This window comes from Microtetraspora glauca (genome assembly GCF_040656155.1).
In the GTDB taxonomy this organism is placed as follows: domain Bacteria; phylum Actinomycetota; class Actinomycetes; order Streptosporangiales; family Streptosporangiaceae; genus Microtetraspora; species Microtetraspora glauca.
This window is the reverse complement of the sequence record NZ_JBFALK010000021.1, coordinates 161,932-185,380: the sequence shown is the minus strand read 5'-3', so window position 1 is coordinate 185,380 and position 23,449 is coordinate 161,932. Positions and strand designations below refer to the sequence as shown.

At 69.3% G+C, this 23,449-nt stretch carries 19 protein-coding genes and 1 pseudogene; 10 read left to right on the top strand and 10 right to left on the bottom strand.

Features of this window, described 5'->3' with window-relative positions; translation table 11 throughout:
• Window positions 1-338: 338 nt before the first annotated feature.
• The 4 genes from AB0I59_RS32620 to AB0I59_RS32605 form a co-directional block, all read right to left on the bottom strand.
• The gene (locus tag AB0I59_RS32620) at window positions 339-998 is read right to left on the bottom strand and encodes a response regulator (RefSeq protein WP_061261025.1); all 660 of its coding nucleotides are present in this window, start codon (window positions 996-998) and stop codon (window positions 339-341) included.
• Window positions 995-2,149, bottom strand: a complete 1,155-nt coding sequence (locus AB0I59_RS32615) for a sensor histidine kinase (RefSeq protein ID WP_358138988.1) — start codon at window positions 2,147-2,149, stop codon at window positions 995-997. The genes AB0I59_RS32620 and AB0I59_RS32615 overlap by 4 nt, the downstream gene beginning before the upstream one ends.
• Complete coding sequence (locus AB0I59_RS32610; RefSeq protein WP_358138986.1) at window positions 2,146-2,967, bottom strand: CPBP family intramembrane glutamic endopeptidase; 822 nt, start codon at window positions 2,965-2,967, stop codon at window positions 2,146-2,148. Before AB0I59_RS32610 ends, AB0I59_RS32615 begins: the two co-directional genes overlap by 4 nt.
• 484 nt (window positions 2,968-3,451) lie before the next feature.
• Complete coding sequence (locus AB0I59_RS32605) at window positions 3,452-3,874, bottom strand: FAD-dependent oxidoreductase (protein ID WP_358138984.1); 423 nt, start codon at window positions 3,872-3,874, stop codon at window positions 3,452-3,454.
• 125 nt (window positions 3,875-3,999) lie between these two features.
• On the opposite strand from AB0I59_RS32605, the gene AB0I59_RS32600 reads away from it, so the two are divergent.
• The 5 genes from AB0I59_RS32600 to AB0I59_RS32580 all read left to right on the top strand — a co-directional run bounded on the left by AB0I59_RS32600 (window position 4,000) and on the right by AB0I59_RS32580 (window position 13,133).
• Window positions 4,000-5,244 carry a VWA domain-containing protein gene (locus tag AB0I59_RS32600; protein ID WP_358138982.1) on the top strand — a complete coding sequence of 415 codons (1,245 nt, stop codon included), beginning with the start codon at window positions 4,000-4,002 and terminating at the stop codon, window positions 5,242-5,244.
• A 2-nt stretch (window positions 5,245-5,246) separates the two neighbouring features.
• On the top strand, window positions 5,247-6,092 hold the full coding sequence (locus AB0I59_RS32595) for a hypothetical protein (RefSeq protein ID WP_358138980.1): 846 nt from the start codon (window positions 5,247-5,249) through the stop codon (window positions 6,090-6,092).
• Window positions 6,093-6,485: 393 nt separating this feature from the next.
• Entirely contained in the window at window positions 6,486-8,417 is a 1,932-nt protein-coding gene (locus AB0I59_RS32590) for an N-acetylmuramoyl-L-alanine amidase (RefSeq protein WP_358138978.1), read from the top strand.
• 499 nt (window positions 8,418-8,916) lie between these two features.
• On the top strand, window positions 8,917-12,249 hold the full coding sequence (locus AB0I59_RS32585) for a glycoside hydrolase family 84 protein (protein WP_358138976.1): 3,333 nt from the start codon (window positions 8,917-8,919) through the stop codon (window positions 12,247-12,249).
• 488 nt (window positions 12,250-12,737) lie between these two features.
• Complete coding sequence (locus AB0I59_RS32580; RefSeq protein ID WP_358138974.1) at window positions 12,738-13,133, top strand: NUDIX hydrolase; 396 nt, start codon at window positions 12,738-12,740, stop codon at window positions 13,131-13,133.
• Here AB0I59_RS32580 and AB0I59_RS32575 read toward each other — a convergent pair.
• The 6 genes from AB0I59_RS32575 to AB0I59_RS32550 all read right to left on the bottom strand — a co-directional run bounded on the left by AB0I59_RS32575 (window position 13,105) and on the right by AB0I59_RS32550 (window position 19,312).
• Entirely contained in the window at window positions 13,105-13,482 is a 378-nt protein-coding gene (locus AB0I59_RS32575; protein WP_358138972.1) for a hypothetical protein, read from the bottom strand. The genes AB0I59_RS32580 and AB0I59_RS32575 overlap by 29 nt on opposite strands.
• A gap of 56 nt (window positions 13,483-13,538) precedes the next feature.
• On the bottom strand, window positions 13,539-14,021 hold the full coding sequence (locus tag AB0I59_RS32570; protein WP_358138970.1) for a GntR family transcriptional regulator: 483 nt from the start codon (window positions 14,019-14,021) through the stop codon (window positions 13,539-13,541).
• Entirely contained in the window at window positions 14,018-17,722 is a 3,705-nt protein-coding gene (locus tag AB0I59_RS32565) for an FHA domain-containing protein (protein ID WP_358138968.1), read from the bottom strand. The genes AB0I59_RS32570 and AB0I59_RS32565 overlap by 4 nt, the downstream gene beginning before the upstream one ends.
• A gap of 49 nt (window positions 17,723-17,771) precedes the next feature.
• A complete protein-coding gene (locus tag AB0I59_RS32560) occupies window positions 17,772-18,215 on the bottom strand; it encodes a CBS domain-containing protein (protein ID WP_228642821.1) in 444 nt (147 codons plus the stop codon).
• 133 nt (window positions 18,216-18,348) lie between these two features.
• Window positions 18,349-18,549, bottom strand: a complete 201-nt coding sequence (locus AB0I59_RS32555; RefSeq protein ID WP_358138966.1) for an IS3 family transposase — start codon at window positions 18,547-18,549, stop codon at window positions 18,349-18,351.
• Window positions 18,550-18,883: 334 nt separating this feature from the next.
• Entirely contained in the window at window positions 18,884-19,312 is a 429-nt protein-coding gene (locus tag AB0I59_RS32550) for a nuclear transport factor 2 family protein (RefSeq protein WP_358138964.1), read from the bottom strand.
• A gap of 88 nt (window positions 19,313-19,400) precedes the next feature.
• Between AB0I59_RS32550 and AB0I59_RS32545 the strand changes: the two genes are divergently transcribed.
• The 5 genes and pseudogenes from AB0I59_RS32545 (at window position 19,401) to AB0I59_RS32525 (ending at window position 23,119) form a co-directional block, all read left to right on the top strand.
• Complete coding sequence (locus AB0I59_RS32545) at window positions 19,401-19,964, top strand: TetR/AcrR family transcriptional regulator (RefSeq protein WP_358138962.1); 564 nt, start codon at window positions 19,401-19,403, stop codon at window positions 19,962-19,964.
• 528 nt (window positions 19,965-20,492) lie between these two features.
• Entirely contained in the window at window positions 20,493-20,915 is a 423-nt protein-coding gene (locus tag AB0I59_RS32540) for a VOC family protein (RefSeq protein ID WP_061261050.1), read from the top strand.
• Window positions 20,916-20,981: 66 nt separating this feature from the next.
• Window positions 20,982-22,016 carry an aldo/keto reductase gene (locus tag AB0I59_RS32535; RefSeq protein ID WP_358138958.1) on the top strand — a complete coding sequence of 345 codons (1,035 nt, stop codon included), beginning with the start codon at window positions 20,982-20,984 and terminating at the stop codon, window positions 22,014-22,016.
• Window positions 22,017-22,020: 4 nt separating this feature from the next.
• A pseudogene (locus tag AB0I59_RS42170) lies at window positions 22,021-22,211 on the top strand (DNA glycosylase AlkZ-like family protein); the annotation flags it as partial.
• A 272-nt stretch (window positions 22,212-22,483) separates the two neighbouring features.
• Window positions 22,484-23,119 carry a hypothetical protein gene (locus AB0I59_RS32525; RefSeq protein ID WP_358138954.1) on the top strand — a complete coding sequence of 212 codons (636 nt, stop codon included), beginning with the start codon at window positions 22,484-22,486 and terminating at the stop codon, window positions 23,117-23,119.
• Window positions 23,120-23,449: the final 330 nt, after the last annotated feature.

Sequence of the window (23,449 nt, the reverse complement as noted above, 5' to 3'; positions counted from 1 at the left end):
CGAGCCGGTGGGCGTGGGCCGCCGGAGCCGGCGAGGACGCTGACGCGTACGCGGCGGCGCACGGCCCCGCACGTCGCGGCGCTGGGTCGATGCCGGCCTTCTTCAAGATGGGCCACACCGTGGAGGCTCCCACCCGGTAGCCCAGAGCCGCGAGTTCCCCGGCGATCCGCCGACAACCCCACAGCGGATTCTTAAACCAGCCGCGGCGCCATGAACAGCGATCATGCCTGCCAGAACTGAAATCCCGGACCACGGGCAGTTCCTGACGTCTGCGGCGTTCCCCTTCGAGGTTTACGGGCACGGAAGAAGTGATGATCATCCATGCCGGACGGTGTGTCTCAGGTCACCAGGCCCCTGCGGTAGGCGTAGACCACCGCCTGCACGCGGTCACGCAGGTCGAGCTTGGTGAGGATGCGGGACACATACGTCTTGACGGTCTCCTGGCTGATCACCAGCGTCGCGGCGATCTCGCTGTTGGACCGGCCGTCTGCGATGAGGCGCAGCACCTCCAGCTCGCGTGGGGTCAGCGCGGTCTCGGCCGGCGTGGCCTGGGCGGGGCGGATCCGGGCCGCGTACCTGCCGACGAGCTGCCGCGTCACCTCGGGTGCCAGCAGCGCGGCGCCCGTCGCGACGGTGCGGATGCCGTGCAGAAGCTGCGCCGGTGGGGCGTCCTTGAGCAGGAACCCGCTCGCCCCCGCGCGCAGCGCCTCGTACACGTACTCGTCCAGGTTGAACGTCGTCACCACGAGCACCTTGATCGGACTCTCGACCCCGGCGCCGGCCAGCAGGCGGGTGGCCTCGATGCCGTCGAGCACCGGCATCCGCACGTCCATCACCACGATGTCGGGGCTCAGCCGACGGGCGAGGTCGACCGCGGTGCGACCGTCGCCGCACGCGCCAACCACCTCCAGGTCCGGCTGCATGTCGATGATCGTCGCGAAGCCGGTGCGGATCAGCGCCTGGTCGTCGCAGACCAGGACCCGGATCGGCGCGCTCACGACGGGCTCCCCGCGGGGATGCGGGCCCGCACCACGAAGCCGCCACCCGCCTGCCGGTCGGCGCTGAACTCGCCGCCCAGGGCGTCCACCCGCTCGCGGAGCCCGGCAAGGCCCCGCCCGCTCCCGCCGGGAGAGGCGGCCCTGGAGCGGGGGCCGTCGGTGCTGACCTCCACGCTGATCTCCTTCTCGCCGTAGCGCACCCGGACCACGGTCGGGCTGCCGTGGGCGTATTTGAGGGCGTTCGTCAGGGCCTCCTGGACGACCCTATAGGTCACGAACTCGGCGCTGCCCGCCGATTCCGCCGGACTGCCCTCCTCGGTGAACTCCACCGGCTGCCCGGCCTGGCAGGTCTGCTCCACGAGGGTGCGGAGCTCGCCGGCGGAGGGCATGCTGACATCGGTGTCGTGATCGGCTTTGAGCAGGTCGAGCATGTGCCGTAGATCGGTGATGGCCCGCCGGCCGGTGTCGCTGACGGCGCTCAGCGTCGCGTCGATGCGGTCGGGGGCGGCGGTCAGGTAGCGTGCGGCCTCGGCCTGCACGACCATCGCCGTCACGTGGTGCATCACGACGTCGTGGAGCTCGCGGGCGATCCGGGTGCGTTCGGCGGCGCGGGTGGCCTCGGCGACGTGGCGGCGGCGTTCCGCCTCGGCGGCGCGGGTGGAGCGCAGCCAGGCCCCGATGCCCCACGCGAGGGTCAGGGCCAGGTAGAACACCACGTAACCTTCCACCCTCTCGGTCGCGCCGAGCCGGCCGAGCGCGAGCGCCAGCGGCACGTACGCCATGGAGAGGAGGACCACGGTGACGCGCCGGTGGCGCTCCAGATGGGCGCCTGCGCTGATGAGCGCGATGGGCATCGCGTTGCTCGCGAACACGTGGTAGGCGCGGAGCTGGTCGAGGGCGAAGCCGAGCGACACCAGAGCCAGACACACGGTCGGCCACCGCCGGCGCACGGCGAGCGGAAGGCACTCCAGGGCGATCACGACGAACGCCAGCGCGTCGAAGGGGCGGGCTGGCAGGTCGCCGACCTGCGTCCCCTTGCCGTGGAAGGCCGGCAGGAGCGATGCGATGGCCAGCAGCAGCCCGAACGGTAAATCCCGGACCACTACGTCACACCGCCGCCACAGGTCCGCGACCCGCCGTAGATCGATCACCGGGCGAGCGTAGCGGTCGCGCCGCGGCGGAGCGGGACCACGTTGCCGCGCCGGCGGGCCAGCCACATGAACACGACCGCCAGCAGCAGGCCGAACACCACCGCGTACGGGCTCGCCTCCGGCCCGAACTCGCCGCCCGTGAGCAGGGCTGGGCCCGACGTCACGCCGTGCAGCAGCCCCTGCGTCGCGCCGTTGCCCGAGACCTCGGTGCCGAAGATGCCCGCCGCGGCGAAGTTCCAGCCGAAGTGCAGGCCGATCGGCACCCACAGGGTGCGGGTCGCGGCGTAGGCGGCGGCGAGCATACCGCCCGCCTCGATCGCGATGGCGATCGCGCCCCACAGGGTGGCGTGCGGGTTGAACAGGTGCGACAGGCCGAACAGCACGCCGGTCACCGCCAGCGCCAGCCACGTGCCGGTGCGTGCCTCGACGATCCGGAACAGGATGCCGCGAAAGATCAGCTCCTCCGTCACCGCGGCGGCGGCCATGAAGCCGAGCAGTCCGATCGCGCCTGTCACCGAGCCGAGGCCGTCGATCCGGTAGCCGCCCACGAGAGCGATGTTCACGATGACGGCCGCGAACAGCGCGACACCGATCAGCGCTCCTCGTGTGATGGCGCGGGTGGCGTCTCGCGTCGCCACCTCCACCGGTGCGCGGCGCTCGGACCACCGCACCACCCGGGCGTACACGAGCACCGCGAGCACGGCCGTCGCGACGCCGAAGAGCAGGGTGAGGAGCGAGCTCCACTGGACCGCGCCCACGATGGCGCTGCCGACCAAGGCGACCAGCGCGACAGGCACGAGCTGTTTCAACAACCGCATGACGACTCCCTTACGTGGGGGGACTCCGCGACGGGGCGCCGCCGCTACGCCGAGAAACGCTAGGGATTCGGCGGTCTGGAATCGTCCCCGTGCGGTGGACATTCGCGGGTAGCTCGCGCGGGGGACGGGCGCACATGCGATTCGTCGTACGACGCCGCTGCGTTCGACGTCGCCGTGGATGGCGTACATCTCCGGCGGCGTCCGTATCGCACGACAGAGCGGAGCGATCGCGTCCCTCTCCGACAGGCCGCACTTGTCCCCCGCACGAGCTACCGGCGAATGTCCACCGTGCGGTGATGATCCCGGACCGCCCGATCCGTAGCGTTACGGCGCAGCCACGACGCTCTCAGCGGCCACTACGCCAGACCCCGACCGCCTCCGAGGCCGTGATCGAGGCCGCGGTGATCTATTTGCTGCTTGCCCGGTTCACCGGGAGGGCTCGCGGTGGAGCGTGCGAGGCCATCCGACTGGCTGTGAGGGACGGTCAGTGGTTGTCGGTGGTGGCGAAGTCGGGTAGCTCGGTGGACAACAGCTCGTCGGCGGCGCCGTCGAGGAGCTGGGCCATCTCCGTGGAGCGGGGAAGCATGGTCTTCTCGTAGGCGTGGATGGCTTCGTCGACGGTGTCGTGGTGGGCGATGGAGAGGGCGAGTTCGCATGCGTCCAGCAGGGCGAGGTTGACGCCGACGCCGAGCGGGGGCATGAGGTGGGCGGCGTCGCCGAGCAGGGTCACCGTGGGGTTGTGCTCCCAGGCGTGTGGGACGGGCAGGGCGAAGATCGGGCGGTCGACGTAGGGGCCGTCATTGTCGGTGACCAGCTGGCGCAGGCGGGGCGACCAGTCGCGGTAGCGCTCCAGGAGGAGGGCGCGGATGCCGTCGGTGGCCTGGGGTGCTTCGACCTTCTGGAACACGGCTGGAGCGCGCTCGCCCAGATCAAGGCGTAAGCAAGCGCCTCGTCGCGGAATGGCGCGAGTCCGGGCGGCCCTCATCACACCGGGGTGATCCGTGCAATCTTGATGATCACTAAGATCGCCGAGTGATCATCAGACGACCCCCGGCCGCGGCCTTGCTCGGGATGCTGGCCGCCCTCTCCATATTCGGTGCGCCCCCCGCTCACGCCGACGAGACCACCCCGAAGGAACCGCCCAAGGTCGAGCTGGTTCTCGACATCAGCGGCTCGATGCGGGCGCGCGACATCGAGGGCCGCAGCCGGATCTCGGTGCTCCAGCAGGCCTTCAACGAGGTGCTGGACGCGCTGCCCGCCGAGGCCCAGGTCGGCATCCGCGTCCTCGGCGCCACCTACCCCGGCAAGGTCAAGGCCGTGGGCTGCAAGGACACCCAGCAACTGGTGCCGATCGGCCCGATCGACAAGCTGGAGGCCAAGACCGCCGTCGCCACCCTGCGCCCCACCGGCTTCACCCCGGTGGGCCTGGCGCTGCGCGCCGCCGCTCGGGACCTCGGAACCGGCGAGACCACCCGCAGAATCGTCCTGATCACCGATGGCGAGGACACCTGCGCCCCGCCGGACCCGTGCGAGGTCGCCCGGGAGCTCGCCGCGCAGGGCACCCACCTGGTAGTGGACACCCTCGGCCTGACCCTTAACGACAAGGTGCGCAGGCAGCTCACCTGCATCGCCTCCGCCACCGGCGGCACCTACACCGCCGTCACCAGCAAGACCCAGCTGACGAACCGGATCACCCAGCTGGTGGACCGCGCCGCGACCACCTACACCCAGACCCCGTCTCAGGTGGACGGCACCGACAACTGCACTGGCGCCCCGCTGCTCAGCCCCGGCGCCTACACCGACCGGGAGCAGTTCCAGGAGCACCGCTGGTACCGGGTCCAGGTCCGCGACGGGCAGGAGCTGCGGGCCTCCGTCAGCGTCTCCCTGGACCGCGCGCTCAATCGCGACTACGGCGTACTGCTGCGGGCCGTCTCCCAGGACGGCCGGGAGCTGGTTCGCGGCACCGACGCAGGCAGCGGTCGCACCGATGTGCTCTCCACCGGCCTGCGCTGGTCCGCCGAGCAGGGCGCTCCAGACCGGACCGTCTGCCTGGTGGTCAGCAACTCCTTCTCCTCGCCCACCGCCGCCACCGCCGCAACGCCCGGTATGCCGCTGGAGCTGACCGTCGGCGTGGTCGACTCCTCCCCCGCTCCCAACGGCCCGGACCTGGGCCGTGGCTGGGGGCTGCTCGGCCTGCTGGCCCTCGCCGGTCTGGTGGGTGGCCTGGTCTTCGGCTGGCTGGCGCGCTGGCGGGTCGCGATCTGGATGGAGAACTGACGATGCGTACAACTTCCGTCCGCCGCTGTGCTGGGGCACTGTCCGCCGCCGCGGCCGCACTGCTGCTCTCTGCCGGTCCGGCCGCTGCCGACACCGCCTCGCCGTCTCCGTCCCCGTCGGAGAGCCTGGCGCCGGTGACCACTGCCGGATCCTCCTTCCTCACCGCGACCGCCGTCCAGCCCGGACAACCGGTGCAGCTGGCCGGATCGACCGGCGACTACCTCTACTGGTCGTTCACCTCCGAAGCCGGGCAGACCGACAAGATCGCGATCACCGTCACGCTGCCGCCCACAGCCTCCCGGCACGGCGCATCCAGCTGGGCGGTGGACGTCTTCGACGGGCTCCGCCGCCGCCAGGCCTGTACGGCGGGCGCCCAGACGCCGACCGCTGCGGCCGGCGCCGCATCGGTCGCCCTGGGCTGCATCCTGCGGCGGGTCCGCGCCTGGGCCGAGCCGTGGTCCGGCGACCCGCTGCCCGGCACCTACTACGTCCGACTGGCCGTCGCCGAACTGCCCGAGCAGGATCTGGGCCTGCCGATGCAAGTGGCGATGCGGATCATCGCTCATGACAGCGACGACATCCAGCCGGAGGGCGGCGAGCTCACGACCCCGCTGACCCAGCCGGTCGCCGCCGGAACGGTGCTGACCTCGGCTCCGCCGGTCGCGGCTGAGGAGGAGAAGGGCACCCGCTGGAGCTGGGACTGGCTCCCCGACCTGTCGACCCGCTGGGCCTGGACCGCCGTCGGCGGTGCCATCGCGGCCGTCACCGGCGTCGGCGGCTACAGCCTCACCCGGCATCCGCGTCGGCGTCGGCGCGGCCCGGAGCCCGACGGCTTCAACCGCCTCTGATCCCCCGCAGCCACATCAGCGCGGAGGCCACGTCCGCGAAGATGTCGTCCAGTACCTACGCGGAAATAGTTCGGCGGCTCGCCGAGAAAACCGATGTCTTCGAAAACGGGTGCAGGCGCTGCGTGCCTCGGTCGCCGTGGTGACCCTCTGGACCCGCACAACACCTGCCAGGGCGGAGAAACCGCCCTGGCAGGCGACCAACAGAACGGCCCACGCGGGCTGACCGATCAAGGTTGACGGCACCGACCCGGACCCCCCCCCGAGCCCGGCGACACCGACCTGACATCATGAAGAAATTTTTCGCTATTTGTCGCCGATATGAAGAAACTTATTGACATCGCGATCTTAACTTCGCAGTCTGTCTGCACCGGATCCCCCAGCCGAGGAGCGTTCGTGCGACGATCGTCCCCCCTCCGCATGGCGGCCGCGGCCATCGTGGCCGTCGGCGGCCTCTCCCTCCCCCAACCCGCCACGGCGGCCCAGACCGCCCCCGGCGAACGGCAGGCCGCCTTCGCCGAGGCCGCCAAGGCCTACAACGTGCCTGAGAGCGTCCTGCTCGGCGTGTCCTACCTGGAGTCACGCTGGGACGCCAACGCGGGCCTGCCGAGCAACTCCGCGGGCTACGGCCCGATGCACCTCACCGACGCCGCCGCGCTGACGACCGAGAACCACCACGTCGACGGTGTCGAGGACCCCCGCGGCGACGACAGCCGCCCCCTCTCGGCCCCCGAGGAGACCCCGGCGCCCGCCGAGATCCCCATGTCGCTCAGGACGCTGGAGAAGGCGGCCGAGCTCACCGGCGCGAGCCGCGATGAGCTGCGCGCCGACCCGGCCGCGAACATCCGCGGCGGCGCGGCCCTGCTGGCCGACTACCAGAAGCGGCTCGGCGCGCCGCTCAGCGACGACCCTGGCCAGTGGTACGGCGCGGTGGCCCGCTACTCGGGCGCCACCGAGGCCGACGCCGCGAAGTTCTTCGCCGACGAGGTCTACGCCACGATCGAGACCGGCACCGAGCGGGTCACCGACGACGGCCAGAAGGTCGTGCTGAAGGCGGCGCCCGGCCTGCGGAAGATGGACAGCTGGCTGAACAAGCTCGGCCTGCGCCGGCCCGTCCGCGACGGCGTCGAGTGCCCGCCCACCGTCTCGTGCGAGTGGATCCCCGCGCCCTACCAGGCGCTGCCCGATGACGACTACGGCAACCACGACAAGTCGAACCGGCCGGTCAACCAGCAGATCGAGTACATCGTCATCCACGACATGGAGGGCTACTTCGGCCCATCCGTCAACCTGGTGCAGGACCCCGCGCGCCCCGCGAGCTGGCACTACTCGCTGCGCTCCGTCGACGGGCACATCGCCCAGCACGTCAAGACCAAGGACGTCGCCTGGCAGGCGGGCAACTGGTACGTCAACGCCAAGTCGATCGGCCTGGAGCACGAGGGCTTCCTGCGCACCGGCGGTGCCTGGTACACCGAGGCGATGTACCGTACCTCGGCCAAGCTGGTGCGCTACCTGGCCAAGCGCTACGGCGTCCCGCTCGACCGGGCGCACATCATCGGTCACGACAACGTGCCCGGCACGATCGCGTCCACCGTGCGCGGCATGCACGAGGACCCGGGCCCCTTCTGGGACTGGGCGCACTACTTCCAGCTTCTCGGCCACCCGCTGCACGGCACCGGCGGCCCGACCACCGAGTCGGTGATGATCCTTCCCGACTACGACAAGAACCAGCCGTATTACTACGGCTGCGACAAGGACAACCCCGAGGCCGCCTGCCTGCCGCACGGCTCGGCGTCGATCTGGCTGCGTACCGAGCCGCGTGAGGACGCCCCGCTGGTCAAGGACGTCGGCAAGCACCCGACCGGCGACTCGCTCTACAGCGTCTACGACCACAGCGCCCGCGCCGTCACCGGCCAGCGTTACGCCGTGGCCGACCGCCAGGGCGACTGGACGGCGATCTGGTACCTCGGCCAGAAGGCGTGGTTCCACAACCCCGCCTCCCAGCCCACCGCGGTGCCCTCCAAGGGCCTGGTGGTGACGCCCAAGCCGGGCCTGGCGAGCGTCCCGGTGTACGGCAGGGCGTATCCGGAGGCGGAGGCCTACCCGGCGGGCGTGCCCTACCAAACGATCTCCCCGCTGCAGTACACCTTCCCCGCGGGTCAGCGCTACACCGTCGGCCTGACCGCGGTGGGTGAGTACTACCGGGCGGTGACACTGGACCCGTCCCAGCACACGGTGGTCCGCGGGAACCTGAAGTACTACCAGATCCAGTTCGGCCACCGCGTGATGTTCGTCAAGGCCGACGACGTCGTGGTGTCCGCCACCTGACGGAGCGCCGGAGGACCAGCCAGGGGAGCCGGGGCATCCGCCCCGGCTCCCCTTGTCCGATGTCTGGCCAGCGGTGCATGGGATAGAACAGTGCGGATCTGGGACGTCGTCACTGGCAAGCAGTTGGTCATCTCTGGCACGGCAGGACCTCGCCGTAGGGATCGATCCGGTCGACCGCGGCTTCGCCGGCTTGCCCTCCGCGACTTGGTATCCGCTATCGGGCGGTCACCTCCGGAGCCGGCCGTACAACCGGTTGCCTTCGCATTTTCACGCTCTTCTTGGGCCGCGTGTCCCGAGGGCGAGACGATCCTTTACCACTCTGCCCCGTCGGCCCGGCGGCAGGTCGGGGCTGCGGCCGCCGCGCGGGGACTGGTACGGACAGGCCGGAGGTCCGATGACGAACTGGTATTGACCAGTTCGGCTTACGGTGCTCTTATATGGGGCAATCCGGTGCGCATTTATGCGCATTCGGGCGGTTCTGTGCATTCAAGGAGACCGTGTGCCCCCCAGCCGTCCCTTAGCCCTGGCCCTCACCGCATCCCTCCTGATCATCACCCCCGCCAACGCCGCCAAGGCAGAGGCTGCACCCATCGCCGTGGCCCCCACGGCTCAGCAGGTGAAAGCCCGATCCGACGGGTTCCCCGTCAACCCCGTCGTCGGACTGGTCCGTACCAGTGACAGCGACCAGTACGCCGAAGCCCACGTTCGGCAGACCCTCGCCGACGCGGGCGTGAAGCGGGTCGTCGCCACCGACGGCGACGACCCGCACACCCCGGTCACGATCTATCTGGGCGACGGCGACGCCGCCCTCGACGGGCTCGGCGTGAAGAACGCCGACGGCCTGCCGGCCGAGGGATACGTGCTCGCGGCCGGGCACAGCGGCGGGCACAAGGTCATCGTGCTCGACGGCGTGGACGCCGACGGTACCTACTACGCCGCTCTCTCCCTGCGCCAGCTCATCCAGCGCCATCAGGGCACTGACCGGATGCCGGGCGTGGAGGTGCGCGACTGGCCCACGATGCGCTACCGCGGCTCCATTGAGGGCTTCTACGGCACCCCCTGGTCGCACCAGGACCGCCTGGACCACCTGAGCTACCTCGGTGCGCACAAGATGAACACCTACGAGTACGCGCCCAAGGACGACCCCTACCACCGCGACCGGTGGCGCGATCCGTATCCGCCGGACAAGCTCGCCCAGCTCGGAGAGCTGATCACCCGTGCCCGCGAGAACCACGTCGACTTCACCTTCGCCCTGTCGCCGGGCCTGTCGATCTGCTACACCAGCCAGCAGGACGTGCAGGCGCTGCTGGCCAAGTTCGAGGCCGTCTACGCGCTCGGCGGGCGCTCGTTCAACATCCCGATGGACGACATCGACGCCGGCCGCTGGAGCTGCGAGGGCGACCGGGCCAAGTACGGCAACCCCGGCGGGGCCGGGGCCGGGCGGGCCCAGAGCGAGCTGATCAACGCCGCCCAGGCGTGGGCCACGGCCAAGGGCGACGTGGCGCCGCTGCAGATGGTGCCGACCGAGTACTACGACACCTCTGAGTCGCCGTACAAGAAGGCGCTGCGTGAGGTCCTCGACCAGAAGGTCGTCGTGCACTGGACCGGCATGGGCGTCGTCCCCGCGACGATCACCAAGGCCCAGGCCGCCGCGGCCAGGCAGGTCTTCGGCCACGAGATCCTCGTCTGGGACAACTACCCGGTCAACGACTACAACCCGGGCCGCCTGCCCATGGCCGACTACGCCGGGCGCGAGCCCGGACTGTCCGAGCACCTGGCGGGAATCATCTCCAACCCGATGAACCAGGCCGCAGTCAGCAAGATCGCCCTGTACTCCTTCGCCGACTTCGGATGGAACGACCCGGTCTACGACGCCAAGGCGTCCTGGCTGCGCGCCCTGGACGAGGTGGCCTCCGGTTCGGACAAGGTCGCCTCCGCGCTGCGCGACGTGGCCGATCTGAGCAGCTACGACGGCACCGTCCACCACAAGCAGGCCCCGGCACTGGCCGCCGCGGTCGAGGAGTTCTGGCCTGCCTGGCTCGACGGGAAACCCACCACGCTGCGCGCCTACGCCGAGCGCCTGCTGGCCGCACCCGCCACCATCACCGCCGGGGTGAAGGACCAGGCATTCCTGGAGGAGGCCAAGTCCTGGCTGGACGCCACCGAGCTGTGGGCAAAGGCCATGCTCAAGGCCCTCGACGTCCTCGACGCGGTCAGGGCCGGCGACGGCGCCGCTGCGGTCAGCGCACGGCAGGATGCCCTCGACCTCATCGCGGCGGCCAAGGCCATCCGCGACCCGCGCGCCCCGCACTCCACGACGTTCCCCCGCATCGGCGACGGCGTCCTCGACCGCTTCATCACCCAGGCCCTGGACGAGCTGGACCGATGGATCGGCGTGGTCGACGACCGGCCGGCCGCCTCCAGCACGCTGGGGACGTATGCCGACAACACCCCCGACCGCATGGTCGACAGCGATCTCGGCACCTTCTACTGGAGCAACAACGCCCCCGGCGCCGGTGACGCGGTGAGCGTCGACCTCGGGGCGATCAAGTCCATCGGCGACGTGGCCGTGCTCATGGGCAAGTCGAACAGCCCCAACGACTACATCCACGCCGGCGTCCTGGAGTACTCCATCGACGGCGTCGCCTGGACCCAGCTCGCCACCGGCACCACCGCCGAGGTCAAGGCGACGGCCCCGGCTGGGGCGCGCGCCCGCTACGTCCGCTACCGCGCGACCGGCGGCAACGACTACTGGCTCGTGGTGCGGGAGTTCCAGGTGGCCACCCTCGGTGACGACGTCACCCGGCTCACCGTCAGCGGCACCCCGGCGGGCGCTACTCCGCAGGCGGCGGCCGACGGCAACCTCACCACCGCCTGGACCGCCTCCGGCGCTCCGGCCGCCGGGGACGCCCTGCAGGTCACGCTCTCCAAGCAGCGCCTGATCGACCGGGTGATCGTCCTCGGCACCGGCGAGGCCGAGGTCCAGGTCAGGACCGGAGGCCAGTGGCAGCCGATCGGCAGGCTGGCCGGGCCGTACACCGAACTCGACCCCGCTGACGTGAACGCCGACGCGATCAGGCTCGCCTGGACGGCCGGGAGCGCCGCGCCGAAGATCACCGAGATCGTGCCCAGGTATGGCGACGTGCCTGCGGCGGTGCTCTCGGTCGACCCCGCCGTGCTGGACACGACGATCGGGAAGGAGGCGACGCTGACGCTCAGCGCCATCAGCCAGCGCGCCGCCGCCGTCACCGGCACGCTGTCGGTGAAGGGCCCGGCCGGGTGGAAGCTCCCGGCCGACCGCGAGGTCACACTGGCGCGCGGTGGCGAGCTGATCGTGCCCGTCGCCTTCACGCCCACGGGTTCCGGCACACTGGAGATCTCCTTCGCCGGGGTGACGACCACGGTCGCGGTCAAGGCCCATCGGGCGGTGGCCGAGGCCAACCTCGCCAAGGGCCGACCGGCCGCGGCCTCCAGCGTCGAGGGCGGAACCGCCTTCGCGGCCGGCAACGCGGTCGACGGCGACCCGGCCACCCGCTGGTCGTCCGGCTACACCGACACCGAGTGGCTGACGGTCGACCTCGGCTCAGCGGTGGACGTGGGCAAAGTGGTCCTGCGCTGGGAGGCCGCGTACGGCAAGGCCTACCGGGTGGAGTCGTCGGCCGACGGCCTCACCTGGGCTCCGCTGGCCGAGGTGACCGACGGCGACGGGGGCGTGGACGAGATCTGGATCGACCAGGCCAACTCCACCCGCCACCTGCGCGTGCAGGGCGTGAAACGAGCGCTGGCGTGGGGCTACTCGCTGTGGGAGGTGGAGGTACAAGCAGCCGCCTAGCGGCTCCAGGCGCGGCCGGGTCACGGCCGGGTGATGGCGAGCATGGCGCTGGCCGCGGTCGATCAGACGATCGTGGCCACCGCCATGCGCCGCCGCGTGCGGTCGGCGTGCACACATCACATGATCAAGCCAGCGGCATGAGGACGAGCATTCCCCGTCAAGATCGAAGAGCCGCTAAGGGACACCTCGGAAGGTCAGGCGCCGGATATGGGCAGGGAGGCTTGCTTGTTCTTGTCGGCTTCGGAGAAGGGGAGGGGGTTCGGCGAGGATGTCGCGGCCTGGTGAACGAGCCGCACCCGGCGCGGCCTCCTGCTTGCTGATCTTCTCCCCGAGAATCCTTATGACCGCGTCAGCCTGTCCAGCGAGTCGATAGCAGACCGCTCTGCTCCTGGAGGGTGTCAAGGTCGTAGTAGTGCAGGTAGACCGGCACGTGGGGATGGCTGACCTCGGGATGGTCCCGCAGCATCCTGGCCGCACCGTCTAACAAAGTGAAGCATCCGGCGTGCTCGCCCAGCAGCACCAGGCCGCGGGCTCGGCGGTACGTGACAGCGTTGCCGCCGGAGTCGCGGCCTTCGATAGGAAAGGGCCGGATCCTCCTACTACGTCGGGCACCGGGCCGCGCTCTGCGGGGCTTGTGGGAGATTCCCTACGGGCAGGTGGAAGACGGCGAGCCACCCGAGCTTGTGGCAAAACGCGCACTCCTGGAGAAAACCAGCCTGGCCAATGTCGACCTCGCTCGATACCCGGGATACTTCGACTATCCGACCGTTGCGGATAGAGAGCCTCACGTCCGCTCACTTACCAGTAAGGGGCCGACGGGAGCGAAGGTGCCGGTTGGGTACTGGAAAAGACTCGCTAGAACGCTTCGCGAGACATTCGCTTGAGCGCGACGATCTGACTGGCCGCGAAGCCGCCAACGTCTATAGCGATGGCCAGAAAGGTCATCAGGACCACGATGCTCGCTGCGGCAAACGAGACGGCGGCGAGCACACTCGCAGCCAGCACATTTGCCGCGAGCACGAGACGCAGGCCGTCACGCAGAGGACGGAAGCTGAGCCACCACACAACGCCGGCCCACAGCACGACACCGCTACCGACCGCCGCGATGACAAGTGCTGGCAGCTGAACTGTAGTCGTGGTCAGAGGTGCGGTAGCAGCGACTATGAGCCCGACGACGAGACAGTAGACCGCATCCGCGCGAAGACTGAGGCGTCCGAATTGACTCCCTGGCATGCACAAATCCTACATATCCGGGCCATATGGTGCTTAGGACTTCTTAGGACGGCAGCTCAGCCAGTTGGATATGCGTCTTCCAGTTCGTGACGGTCGGCGGGAAGAAGCACCTTCACCACGATGATTGGATGCCCCGAGGCGTCACGCACGGCCGCGTGCACGTCCAAGACCGGCGTGTTCTTCGGCATGCCAAGCTGCTTCGCCTCATCCGCCGAGGGCATACGCGCGGTGATCTGCTCGATGATGTGATCAACCCGCACGCCTTTACGCGCCTGGAGATGGTCCCGGATGCTGCCGGCCAGTGCGTCAGCGCTCGTCAGGTCCGTCCCCTCCGACAGGTCCAGGGGCAGCCAGAACGAGACGATCTCGGACGGCTCACCGTCGCGGACGACCAGGCGGCGCCGCAGGAACGCCCGGCTTCTGGCCGGCAGATCGAGCAGCGCGGCGACCCGGTTGGGTACGGCCTGGGCGCCCGCTTCCAGCACCTCACCAGCGGAGCCGGTTTCGGGGTTGGTCAGGTAGGCGTGACCGAGCGTCAATCGGGAAGCGGTAGTGGACCGCCGTGGCCGGGCAGACCCCGGTCGGCCGGGATCGTCTCCTCGACCGCACCGTCGGCGGTGATCCCCTGGCCGCGGGTCTGCTCGGCGAGCCGCCGGTAGTAGGCCGAGACCACAGCGAGCGTCTCGCGTGCCGCGTTCAGCAGCGTGGCTCCCGCCTGCTCGACGACGTCGGCCTCATGGATCTCGAACGCCCGAATTCCTTCCAGCACAGCGGTTTTCAGGTCGCGCAGCAGTTGGACGTCGACCTGCGCGTAGACGCGGCACAGCGCCGTGACCGGCCGGAAGTCGTCCCCGGCGAGCAGTGACTCCTTGACGGCGGATACGGAATGCCGGACCAGCCCGACATCCGGCCGAGCGGACATGGCGGCGAGATCGGTGTCGAAAGACCGGATGTCCTGGTGCGGGTCGCAGAAGCCGACGGTGAGTTGCCACAGGGTGCGCAGGTCGTCGTGCACCAGCCCGTCCAGATAGCTGACCAGGAACCGCCGGTGCGACTCGAGGACGTACTGCGCCTTGAAGGGCGTCAACTCCCGGGGATCTTCACCCAACGTGGTGACCAACGTGGTGAATCCGTAGTCCGCGGTCAACGCGTTCTCCATGCCGACCAGCAGGTACACGAACCGTACCCAGGTCCGGAACAGTTCTTCCAGCGGCAGCGCGTGCAGACCGTCTTCGGTGAGGACGACGCCCCAACGAGAGCCGAACCGCAGCCGGCGCAGATGGCCGATCTGGTACATCGCGAGTTGGGCGTCGATCTCGGCGTGCGCGTGGTGCAGCACTTTTCGATACGCCGCGGTCGCGTCGAGCCCGACGTGATTGCGGACGATGTCCGGCCCGCCGATGTGCAGGTGCAGGAATTCGCTGACGTCGAACACCGCGCCGCCGATCGCCATCCAGTAACCCGCGTCGGAGGTGTTGTGCTGCGCCAGATCCGACACCTCGAAGCGGGGACCCTGCTGCGCGTGGCCCAGATAGGTGGTGAAGACGTCCTCGCCCAGACGCCCGTCGGCCACCAGTTGGCGGAGGAACTCGCGGCCGTCGCCGGGCACGATGCCGGTCAACGCCTGCAGTACGGAGACGGCGAACCGTGCGCTGCCGCACACGTAGACGAATGCGCCGCGACCGCCGTCGTCGGTGGACCGCAACAGCTCCCAGAGTGCGTCCGCCTCGGCGCGGATCACGTCGTCCACCCGGCGCCGCTGTCCGGCCTGGACGACGTGGCGCCGACCGTCGAAACCGACCGCGGCATCGGCGCGGGAGAACGCGACGGAGAATTTCAGCCGGCCCGCGGCCGCCGCCTCGTCCAGGCCTGTGTGCTCGACGAATTCTTCCGGCGTCCGGATCCCCAGATAGAGCAGATTCTCACCAGGCCCGGTGCGCGCGGAGACGAACCCGAGGAACGGGGCGATCCCGGACCCGGCCGCGAACATGACGACGGGCCGGGCAGGATCGGCCGGCAGCCGGAACCGGGGCGTGGAGACGATCTGCAGCGACAGCCGCTGCCGACCCTCGACGCTCGCCCGGCGCAGGAAATGCGATGCCGTGCCTTTCCGTTCCCGCGGGTACGACCATGGCGTCCGGGCGGAGGTGTAGTCGAGACCGGCGACCACCAACTGCAGCGTGGTGGCCGGCCCGCCGGGCGGCGGCGCCGAGGCGATCGAATACAGCCGGAACGGCTCGGGCGGAATCACCGCGCAGAACGCGTCGTCCTCACGCGGATCGGCCTTCCACAGCCGGGTGACGTCATATCCGCCCGCGTACAACAGGTTCAGGACGTCCCACAGCTCCCACTGGTCCTCCATGCGGGCGTCCACCACTCGCTGCCACGAGCCCACGGCTGTCAGTTTCACCAGCCGTTTCGCCAGCTCCCGTCCGATCGGCCGGAGCCGGGCGAAACGCAGCAATGTCCGCAGCGGCAGTACGTCGACCTCGCCGTAGCCTGCCCGGCTGGCCACCGCCGCTCGCCACTTCGGGGTGAGCCGCACCAACTCGTCGCCGGTCGCCTGCAGGGCGGCGACGGTGCGGCGCACCAACTCGTCGTCGTTCTCGGCCAGCACGCCGACCCGGTCACCGGGCAAGTGGTGCACGCCCTGCCCGGTGACGTCGATCTCCAGATAACAGGTCCAGGCGCCGGACTCTCCGCTGACGACACGACCTCGACGGGCGGTCCCGAACACCACCGGCGGACCCACCGGTGGGCGGCGCTCTTCGCGGACGATGGCCAGCTGGCCGTCCACCTTGTCCCAGGTCCGGTCCTTGAACAGTCCGGTGAACCGGGCGCCGGTCGTGACCTGTCGGCCGACCTTGAACGCCACCTCGAGAAAGCCGTACGCCTTGATGCGGTGCAGGCCCATCCAGCCGCGGTCGCCCAGATAGGCGTCGAGCATGGCGTTGTAGATGCCGCGCAGGGTGCTGTTGCGGGTGTCCTCGACGTACTGGCGCACCGACACCTCACGCAACGCGGCCACCAGCTCCTGCCAGTGCCGCGGGAAGAATCCGGCGAGGTAGACGCTCTGTTGCCCGACCAGCGAGCCGTATTCTCGGCGCTCGAGAAACGCGTCCAGCGCGTGGATCTGCGGTTGCGCGGTGCCGCTCGGGCTGGGCGCTCCATCGAAGATCGGGACGCCCGCGGTGCCGACCGTCTTGGCCCACAGCACCTGGTCGAGCGAATGCCGGGCGCGGGGGTTGGGATCGATCTGCGGATAGATGGCCTGGGTGACGTGCTGCAGCCGGTCGAGGATCACCAGTAGCGCGCTCTCCAAGGCGGCCGGATCGTCCGCGACAACGGCCTCCTGAGCATCCAGCATGGCGCCCAGCACGGGCGTGAGGCCCATCGCGAAGTCGGTGGTGGCCAGGTAGAATACCCGCTCCGCCGCGTTGTTCCAGGTCGGCGCGAGCAGGTCCATGTTGTCCAGCGCCCGCGGCCCGGCGGGATCACGCAGCCGCCAGTTGTAGAAGAACAGATCGATGTAGGAGACGGACGGGATCTCCTTGCCCAGTCGGCGCGAGACCGTGGTCCACGGTCGCAGCAGCGACTCGGGCAGAGCGGTCGGCGGATCGATCCCCATGTACTGATAGGCGTGGGCGAAAACGCCGAGCAGAGTCGAGGCGCGCAACAGGTATCGGTCGGGCAACGCCTCGGGCCGGGCGTCGAGCACCGGCATCGCATCGAACGCCCGGCGCAGCGACAGCCGACGGAACAGCTCGGGGAGCTGGTCGGTCATCTCATCCCAGGCTCTGTGCGATTCCGGGAAGGCAAGCAGCGGCGGCTCGGCCGGCAGAAATCCGTGCGCGAGCGACAGGAATCCGTCGAGTTCGTGCCCGACCCGGCGGTTGTGCGCCTCGGCGGCCTCCACCACACGTCGTGCGGCGATGCGCGGCGGCGCAACCGGCCGCAGCACGGTGAACTGGTCCAGACCGACGAGCGCCGTCGCCTCCGGGTCGAGGAAGGTCCACGTCAGCTCGTATCGGCCGATGCGCACTCGATCCCCGGGGACGAGCACCTGGCGAGTCACCCGCGTGTCGTTCACGTAGGTTCCGTTGGAGCTGCCGAGATCGGTGAGCACCAGATCGTCGTCGACGATCTCCAGCCGCGCGTGGCGCCGGGAGACGGTGCCGTCGTCCAGCACCACCGCCGCCGCGCCGCTGTCCCGGCCGAGAGTAGCCGGCAGTGTGCACACCCGCTCGTTGGTCTCTCGGGTGTGCCGATCGGTGAGGATGAGCCGGAGTTCAGGAATGGTAGATCACCGCACGACACAGATCGGCCCGGGACAGCGTGCCCACGAGGGTCCCGTCGTCGACCACGGGAAGCCTTCGGATCCCGCGGTCGATCATCACGATCGCCGCCCGCGCGAGTTCGTCGGCCGATCGGACCGTCGCCGTGTCGCGCACGACGAGGGGATCGATGACGCGGTCGGCGAGGTCGCGGCCCCGCTCCAGGAAAATCCGGAACGCGTCGGCGAGCGTGCCTCCGGTGGCGGTCACGTCGTCGAAGCCGGGCAGCATGGCCCGCACCAGGTCCTCCTCGGACAGTGAACCGACGAACCGGCCGTCGTGGTCCAGGACCATCAGTTGGCCGACCTCCGACACGCTGACCAATTCAGCCGCCCGCCGGATGGTCGCGCCGAGCCGTATATAGGCCGGGAACACCGTCATGACGTCGCTGACCAGCACGCCACCTCCCAGGTCCACCCCATGGTCGTCCCACACAATCGGTTACCTGGCAACTCATCCGAAACAATCATCCGCGAGTATAAATTCATCACGAATGCGGTGTACACCCACCCGAACGCGGTCGGAACGTACGTCAGTTCGGCCACCCAACGCCGGTTCGGCGTCGGCGCGTCGAAGTCGCGTTCCAGCAGGTCAGCCGGTTGTTCCCCGGCGGCCGGCACGGTGGTGCGGGGCCGCTTCCACCGAGCACCCCCTCGATGCCCAGCTCGCCCATCAGCCTCGCCACCGTGCACCGCGCGACCGTGGTCCCCTCGCGATGCAACTCCCGCCACACCTTGCAGCGAGGCGCTGAACGAGGAGTGCCTCGGCCCGGTGACCGTGTTCGTGGAGTACGCCACGGAAGAGGAACTCCTCGCCCTGCTCGACCGCCCACCCGCTCCGCGCACACCTCGGTCGGCGCCACCGCCGTACAGCGGTTCCTATGCTCGATCGCCTGCCAGGACAGGCCGCAGCGTCTGATCCCGCCGAGTCGCGCCACGACAACGCCTCGGCGCTCCCCGCCGCGTGGACGGAGTGCTCGCCGGGACGGCGATCTCGCCTACCGGCTGAGCCCCGTCAGCTATGTGCTTACCACGCTTGCATTTCTCCGAGCGCCTGGCACCGTTCGATCATGATCGCAGGGTCTCGATGAGCTCGTCGAGACCGCCTCGGCGGCGAGCCGAGGAGATGTGGTCGATGTAGTCACGAGAGCTGATGATCTTCCCATCCCGCACGCGGAGTATGAAGACGCAGGGGACCCGGAAGGGTTCACCCCCCTCGGCTGTCCCTCGGTATTCGAACTCGGCGACGATCACCTCGGGATCGGCGGTCTCGTGCACCGTGATGTTGGCCGGCTCCTGGCGAAGAGGCGGCAGGCGTTTGCCGGCCGAAAAGTGCTCACGCAGCTCCTCACGGGTGCGCAGCGGTTCGTCGCCAGACGGCGCAAACGGATGTTCGACGTAGGTCTGCTCCGCGTACAGATCGGGCAACTCGTCCCAGCGCCCCTCCGAGACGCCCCACACGAGTTTGAGGAATACCTCACGAGGAGTGAGCACCATGATGCCTCCTGCTGGCAGGGTAATATCCGAAGTGAAGACTCCATATATCCGGAGTGGAGACTTCGAATATACGGAGTGGGGACTTCGGATGGCAACACAACCGACGCGCGCCGATGCCCGCGGAAACCGAGCCCGGATCCTGGAGGTCGCTGAGGAGGTCTTCGGCAGGGGCGGCTCGACGGCCTCCACCGAGAAGGTCGCCCACCTCGCCGGGGTCGGCATCGCCACCGTCTTTCGCCACTTCCCCACCAAGCAGATGCTGCTGGAGGCGGTTCTGGTAAGGCACTTCGACCATCTGTGCCAGCGAGCACAAAGCCTCGCCGAATCGGATGATCCCGGCCCGGCGTTCTTCGACTTCTTCGGCCAGATCGTGGCCGATGCCGCAGGCAAGCTCGCCATCATCGAGGCGTTCACCGACGCCGGCGGTGACGTCGACGGCAAAGCGGCCCAGGGCCCGCGGGACCTGCGCGAGGCCGTCGGCGTCCTGCTCCGGCGTGCCCAGGACGCCGGCGCGGTCCGTACGGACATCGGCCTCGACGAGGTCCATGCGCTCCTCGTCGGCGTCTCACGGGCCGTCGCCCACATCCGCCTCGACGAGCGGGCCCGCGCCCGTGCACTCGAGATCATCTTCGATGGGCTCGCCCCCCGGTGACAGCGAGAGACAGCCTCGATCGTGACCAAGCACAGGAACGACAGCACATGACACCGCCACCAGTGCCCGAACTCGCCGACATCCGACAGACGTAGAGGGCCTCGCCGAGGTGCCGTACCGGGTGTTGCCGGTCGCGCGCACCCGTCGTATCGCTCCTGGTGGCCGTACACGCCCTGACGGGAGAAGGACTTCGGATCATCGTCCGTACGCGGGGAGAGCCAGCGGCCCGGCGCGCACATGGCGGCGATCTGCCAGGACTCGTGCGATACGAGCCTGCACGAACGCGATCAGATCATCCATCGGGCACTCGGACCTCATCGTACGCCGGCCGACCTCCAGCCGCTCGGCCGGCAACCCCCCGGCGGGTCCCGGCGCGCCTGGAGCAGCGAGAGCAATGCCAGCAGTCGCGTTGAGGTCTTTGGCGTGAAATCCATTGCGCCGTAAGTAGCGGCCACATCCTGACCTCTGCCCCTGCGACTGTTGTCCCGCATCAGGCGCTGCACAGCGTCCAGAACCGATAGGAGCGACATGTCCGTCAAGTCCGTCACTCATCTGAACTTCCGGGGCGACGCCCGCGCGGCGCTGGAGTTCTACCAGTCTGTCTTCGGCGGTCATCTCGCCGTCGTCACATACAAGGACGCCGGAAACGTGCAAGACCCGGCCGAGGCGGACCAGGTGATGTGGGGCCAGGTGGTCGCGGACAGCGGCTTCCATGTGATGGCCTACGACGTGCCCTCGCGGCTGCCGTGGGACCGGGGTGAGAACTCGTTCTTCCTCTCCCTCCGCGGTGAGACCACCGAGGAGATCACCGCGTACTGGGAGAAGCTCTCCGACGGGGCGAGCATCGCGCAACCGCTGGAACCCGCGCAGTGGGCTCCGCTCTACGGAATGCTGACCGACCGCTTCGGCGTCGTCTGGGTCGTGGACGTCGCGCGCGAATACAACAGCTGAGCAGCGGGAGCGTGATGCGGAGGCCCGCACCACGCTCCCGATCGTCCATCGAAGGGAACAACCAGCATGAGAACGCGGCCCTTGGGGCGGACCGGAATCCAGATCAGCCCCTACTGTCTGGGCACCATGATGTTCGGGCGGGTCGGCAACCCCGACCACGACGAGTGCGTGCGCGTGATCCACCGGGCCCTCGACGCCGGGATCAACGTCATCGACACCGCCGACGTCTACTCCTACAGCGAGACCGAGGAGATCGTCGGCAAGGCGCTCAGGGGCCGCCGCGACGACGTCATCCTCGCCACCAAGGTGAACGGGCCGATGGGCGACGATCCCAACCGCGCGGGCAACTCTCGGCGCTGGATCGTCACCGAGATCGAGCACTCGCTGCGCCGCCTCCAGACCGACCACATCGACCTCTACCAGATCCATCACCCCGACCCCAGGACCGACATCGAGGAGACCCTCTCCGCGCTGACCGACCTGATGGCCGCAGGCAAGGTACGTGCCATCGGCACCTCCAACTTCCCCGCCTCCGACATCGTCGAGGCCCAATGGGTGGCCGAGCGACGCGGCCTGGCGCGCTTCCGCACCGAGCAACCCCCGTACTCGCTCCTCAACCGCGGTATCGAACGCGAGGTCCTGCCCGTCTGCGAGCGCCACGGCATGGGCACGCTCGTGTGGGGTCCGCTCGGAATGGGCCTGCTCAGCGGCCGTTACCGCAAGAACCACACGACTCAGGCCCCCGGGCGCCGGATGGCCTGGGTGCCCAGGCACATGACGGACGAACGCACGCTCGACACCGTCGAGCGGCTCGCCCTGCTGGCCGAGGAGGCCGGGATCCCGCTGGCCCACATGGCGATGGCGTTCACGGTCGCCCACCCGGGCGTGACCGCGGCGATCATCGGGCCGCGCACCATGGAGCACCTTGACGACCTGCTGGCCGGCGCCGACACCGTGCTCGGCGACGACCTCCTCGACAGGATCGACGAGATCGCGCCACCGGGCGCCGACATCGGCCCGCTCGACGTGTCCTACGACCCGCCGCCCATCACCCGGGCGGCGCTGCGCCGGCGGTCGGCCGGCGAGCGTGCGGCGGCCTGACCCGATGACCGTTCTCGGCACCCGGGCGACGCTTACCCCTCAGTCACCGCTTGACCGCGCCGACCTGCCGCCCTCGACGCCGTCGCACACTTGTACGGCCTGCAGACGCAGGAACCGCAGGAACCGTTCGCCGGGCTCTGGTCACGGCTGCGCGGGTTCGACCCGGCGGTGCTGTCGGACCTGCTGATCCGGCGCGACGACGAGAACAGGCGATCGCCCCCGTCCCCGTGACCTGCACGGATGAATATTCGGCACCCACACGCATAGACGTCCATGACCGGCGTGTTCTTCGGCATGCCGAGCCGCTTGGCCTCGTCGGTCACGGGCATGTGGGCGGTGATCTGCTCGATGATGTGATCGAACCGCACGCCCTCACGCGTCTTGAGATGATCCCGGATGCTGTCGGGCAGCGCGTCAGCGCTGGTCAGATTCGTCTTTTGGCCGCGCGAGCCGTACGTTTCGCGATCTTGGGTGGCCTCACCGCCTCCCTTCTGCTGGCGCCCGCGGTCCCCGTCCTCGCCGCCGCCCCCGCCAAGCCCCTGACTCCGGCACAGCTGCGCGCGCCCCTCCTCACCCCTGAGGACCTGGGGGACGGCTTCACCCCCAACACGAAACGCCGCCGCGCGGCGCTGGCCCCCGACGCGGCCCACACGAAGAAGTGCGTGCAGGCCATCAAGGCGTTGAAGCCCCTCCTCGCAAGCAAGGCCGCGGTCTTCATCGACAAGGAGGGCGAGCCGTCCGGCGTCAAGCAGTTCGCCCTCAGCGCCGCCCCCGCCCGGTTGATCCCCTGGCAGAGGGTGGGCAAGGTCATGGTCCGTGACTGCGCCGGGGTGAACGCGAGCACCAAGAAGATCAAAGAGAAGATCAGCAAGCTCTCGGTCGGCAAGCTCGGCGACTGGGCATACGGGATCAGATACAGCAAGACGATCCCCGAGATGAACCCCGAGCCGATCCACGCGATGGACGTCGTGCTCATCAGAGTCAAGAACACCGTCACGCTCCTGGTGAGCGACGGCTTCTTCGCGACGTTCGACCCCGACCTGAGCAGGCAGGCGGCGGAGGCGGCCGTGCCGAAACTTCAAGACGCCCAGGAAACGGCTTGAGCGGGGCTGTTTCGCAGCCGATCCGCCGGAAGCTTCCCCTCCGCCTGAGGCCTCTCCGGGCCGGGCGACACCATGGGCGGACGCACGCCGGACGCACGTCGCCCCCCGATCGAGGGGGCCGCTCCGTCGATGAAGTGCGCCGCAACTGAAAATCTAGGGATCGACAAGTGGAAGCCCATAGCTTCTCCCCATGAGAAAGCGATCTTTTATCCTCTTCGTCCCGGCCGCGGTCGCCGTACTCGCCGCTCCCGCCGCGGCCTCGGCCGCAGCAGGGCTTCCGGCGGCAGGGGTCTCCTCAAGTTCGTCGGCATCCACGAACTTCTCCTTCCG

What these genes read in the sequence shown, in the direction of transcription:
- AB0I59_RS32610 (WP_358138986.1), bottom strand. Translation starts at nt 2,967, where the DNA reads ATGCGGTTGTTGAAACAGCTCGTGCCTGTCGCGCTGGTCGCCTTGGTC.
- AB0I59_RS32595 (WP_358138980.1), top strand. Translation starts at nt 5,247, where the DNA reads ATGCGTACAACTTCCGTCCGCCGCTGTGCTGGGGCACTGTCCGCCGCC.
- AB0I59_RS32575 (WP_358138972.1), bottom strand. Translation starts at nt 13,482, where the DNA reads ATGCCAGGGAGTCAATTCGGACGCCTCAGTCTTCGCGCGGATGCGGTC.
- AB0I59_RS32550 (WP_358138964.1), bottom strand. Translation starts at nt 19,312, where the DNA reads ATGGTGCTCACTCCTCGTGAGGTATTCCTCAAACTCGTGTGGGGCGTC.
- AB0I59_RS32545 (WP_358138962.1), top strand. Translation starts at nt 19,401, where the DNA reads ATGGCAACACAACCGACGCGCGCCGATGCCCGCGGAAACCGAGCCCGG.
- AB0I59_RS32540 (WP_061261050.1), top strand. Translation starts at nt 20,493, where the DNA reads ATGTCCGTCAAGTCCGTCACTCATCTGAACTTCCGGGGCGACGCCCGC.
- AB0I59_RS32535 (WP_358138958.1), top strand. Translation starts at nt 20,982, where the DNA reads ATGAGAACGCGGCCCTTGGGGCGGACCGGAATCCAGATCAGCCCCTAC.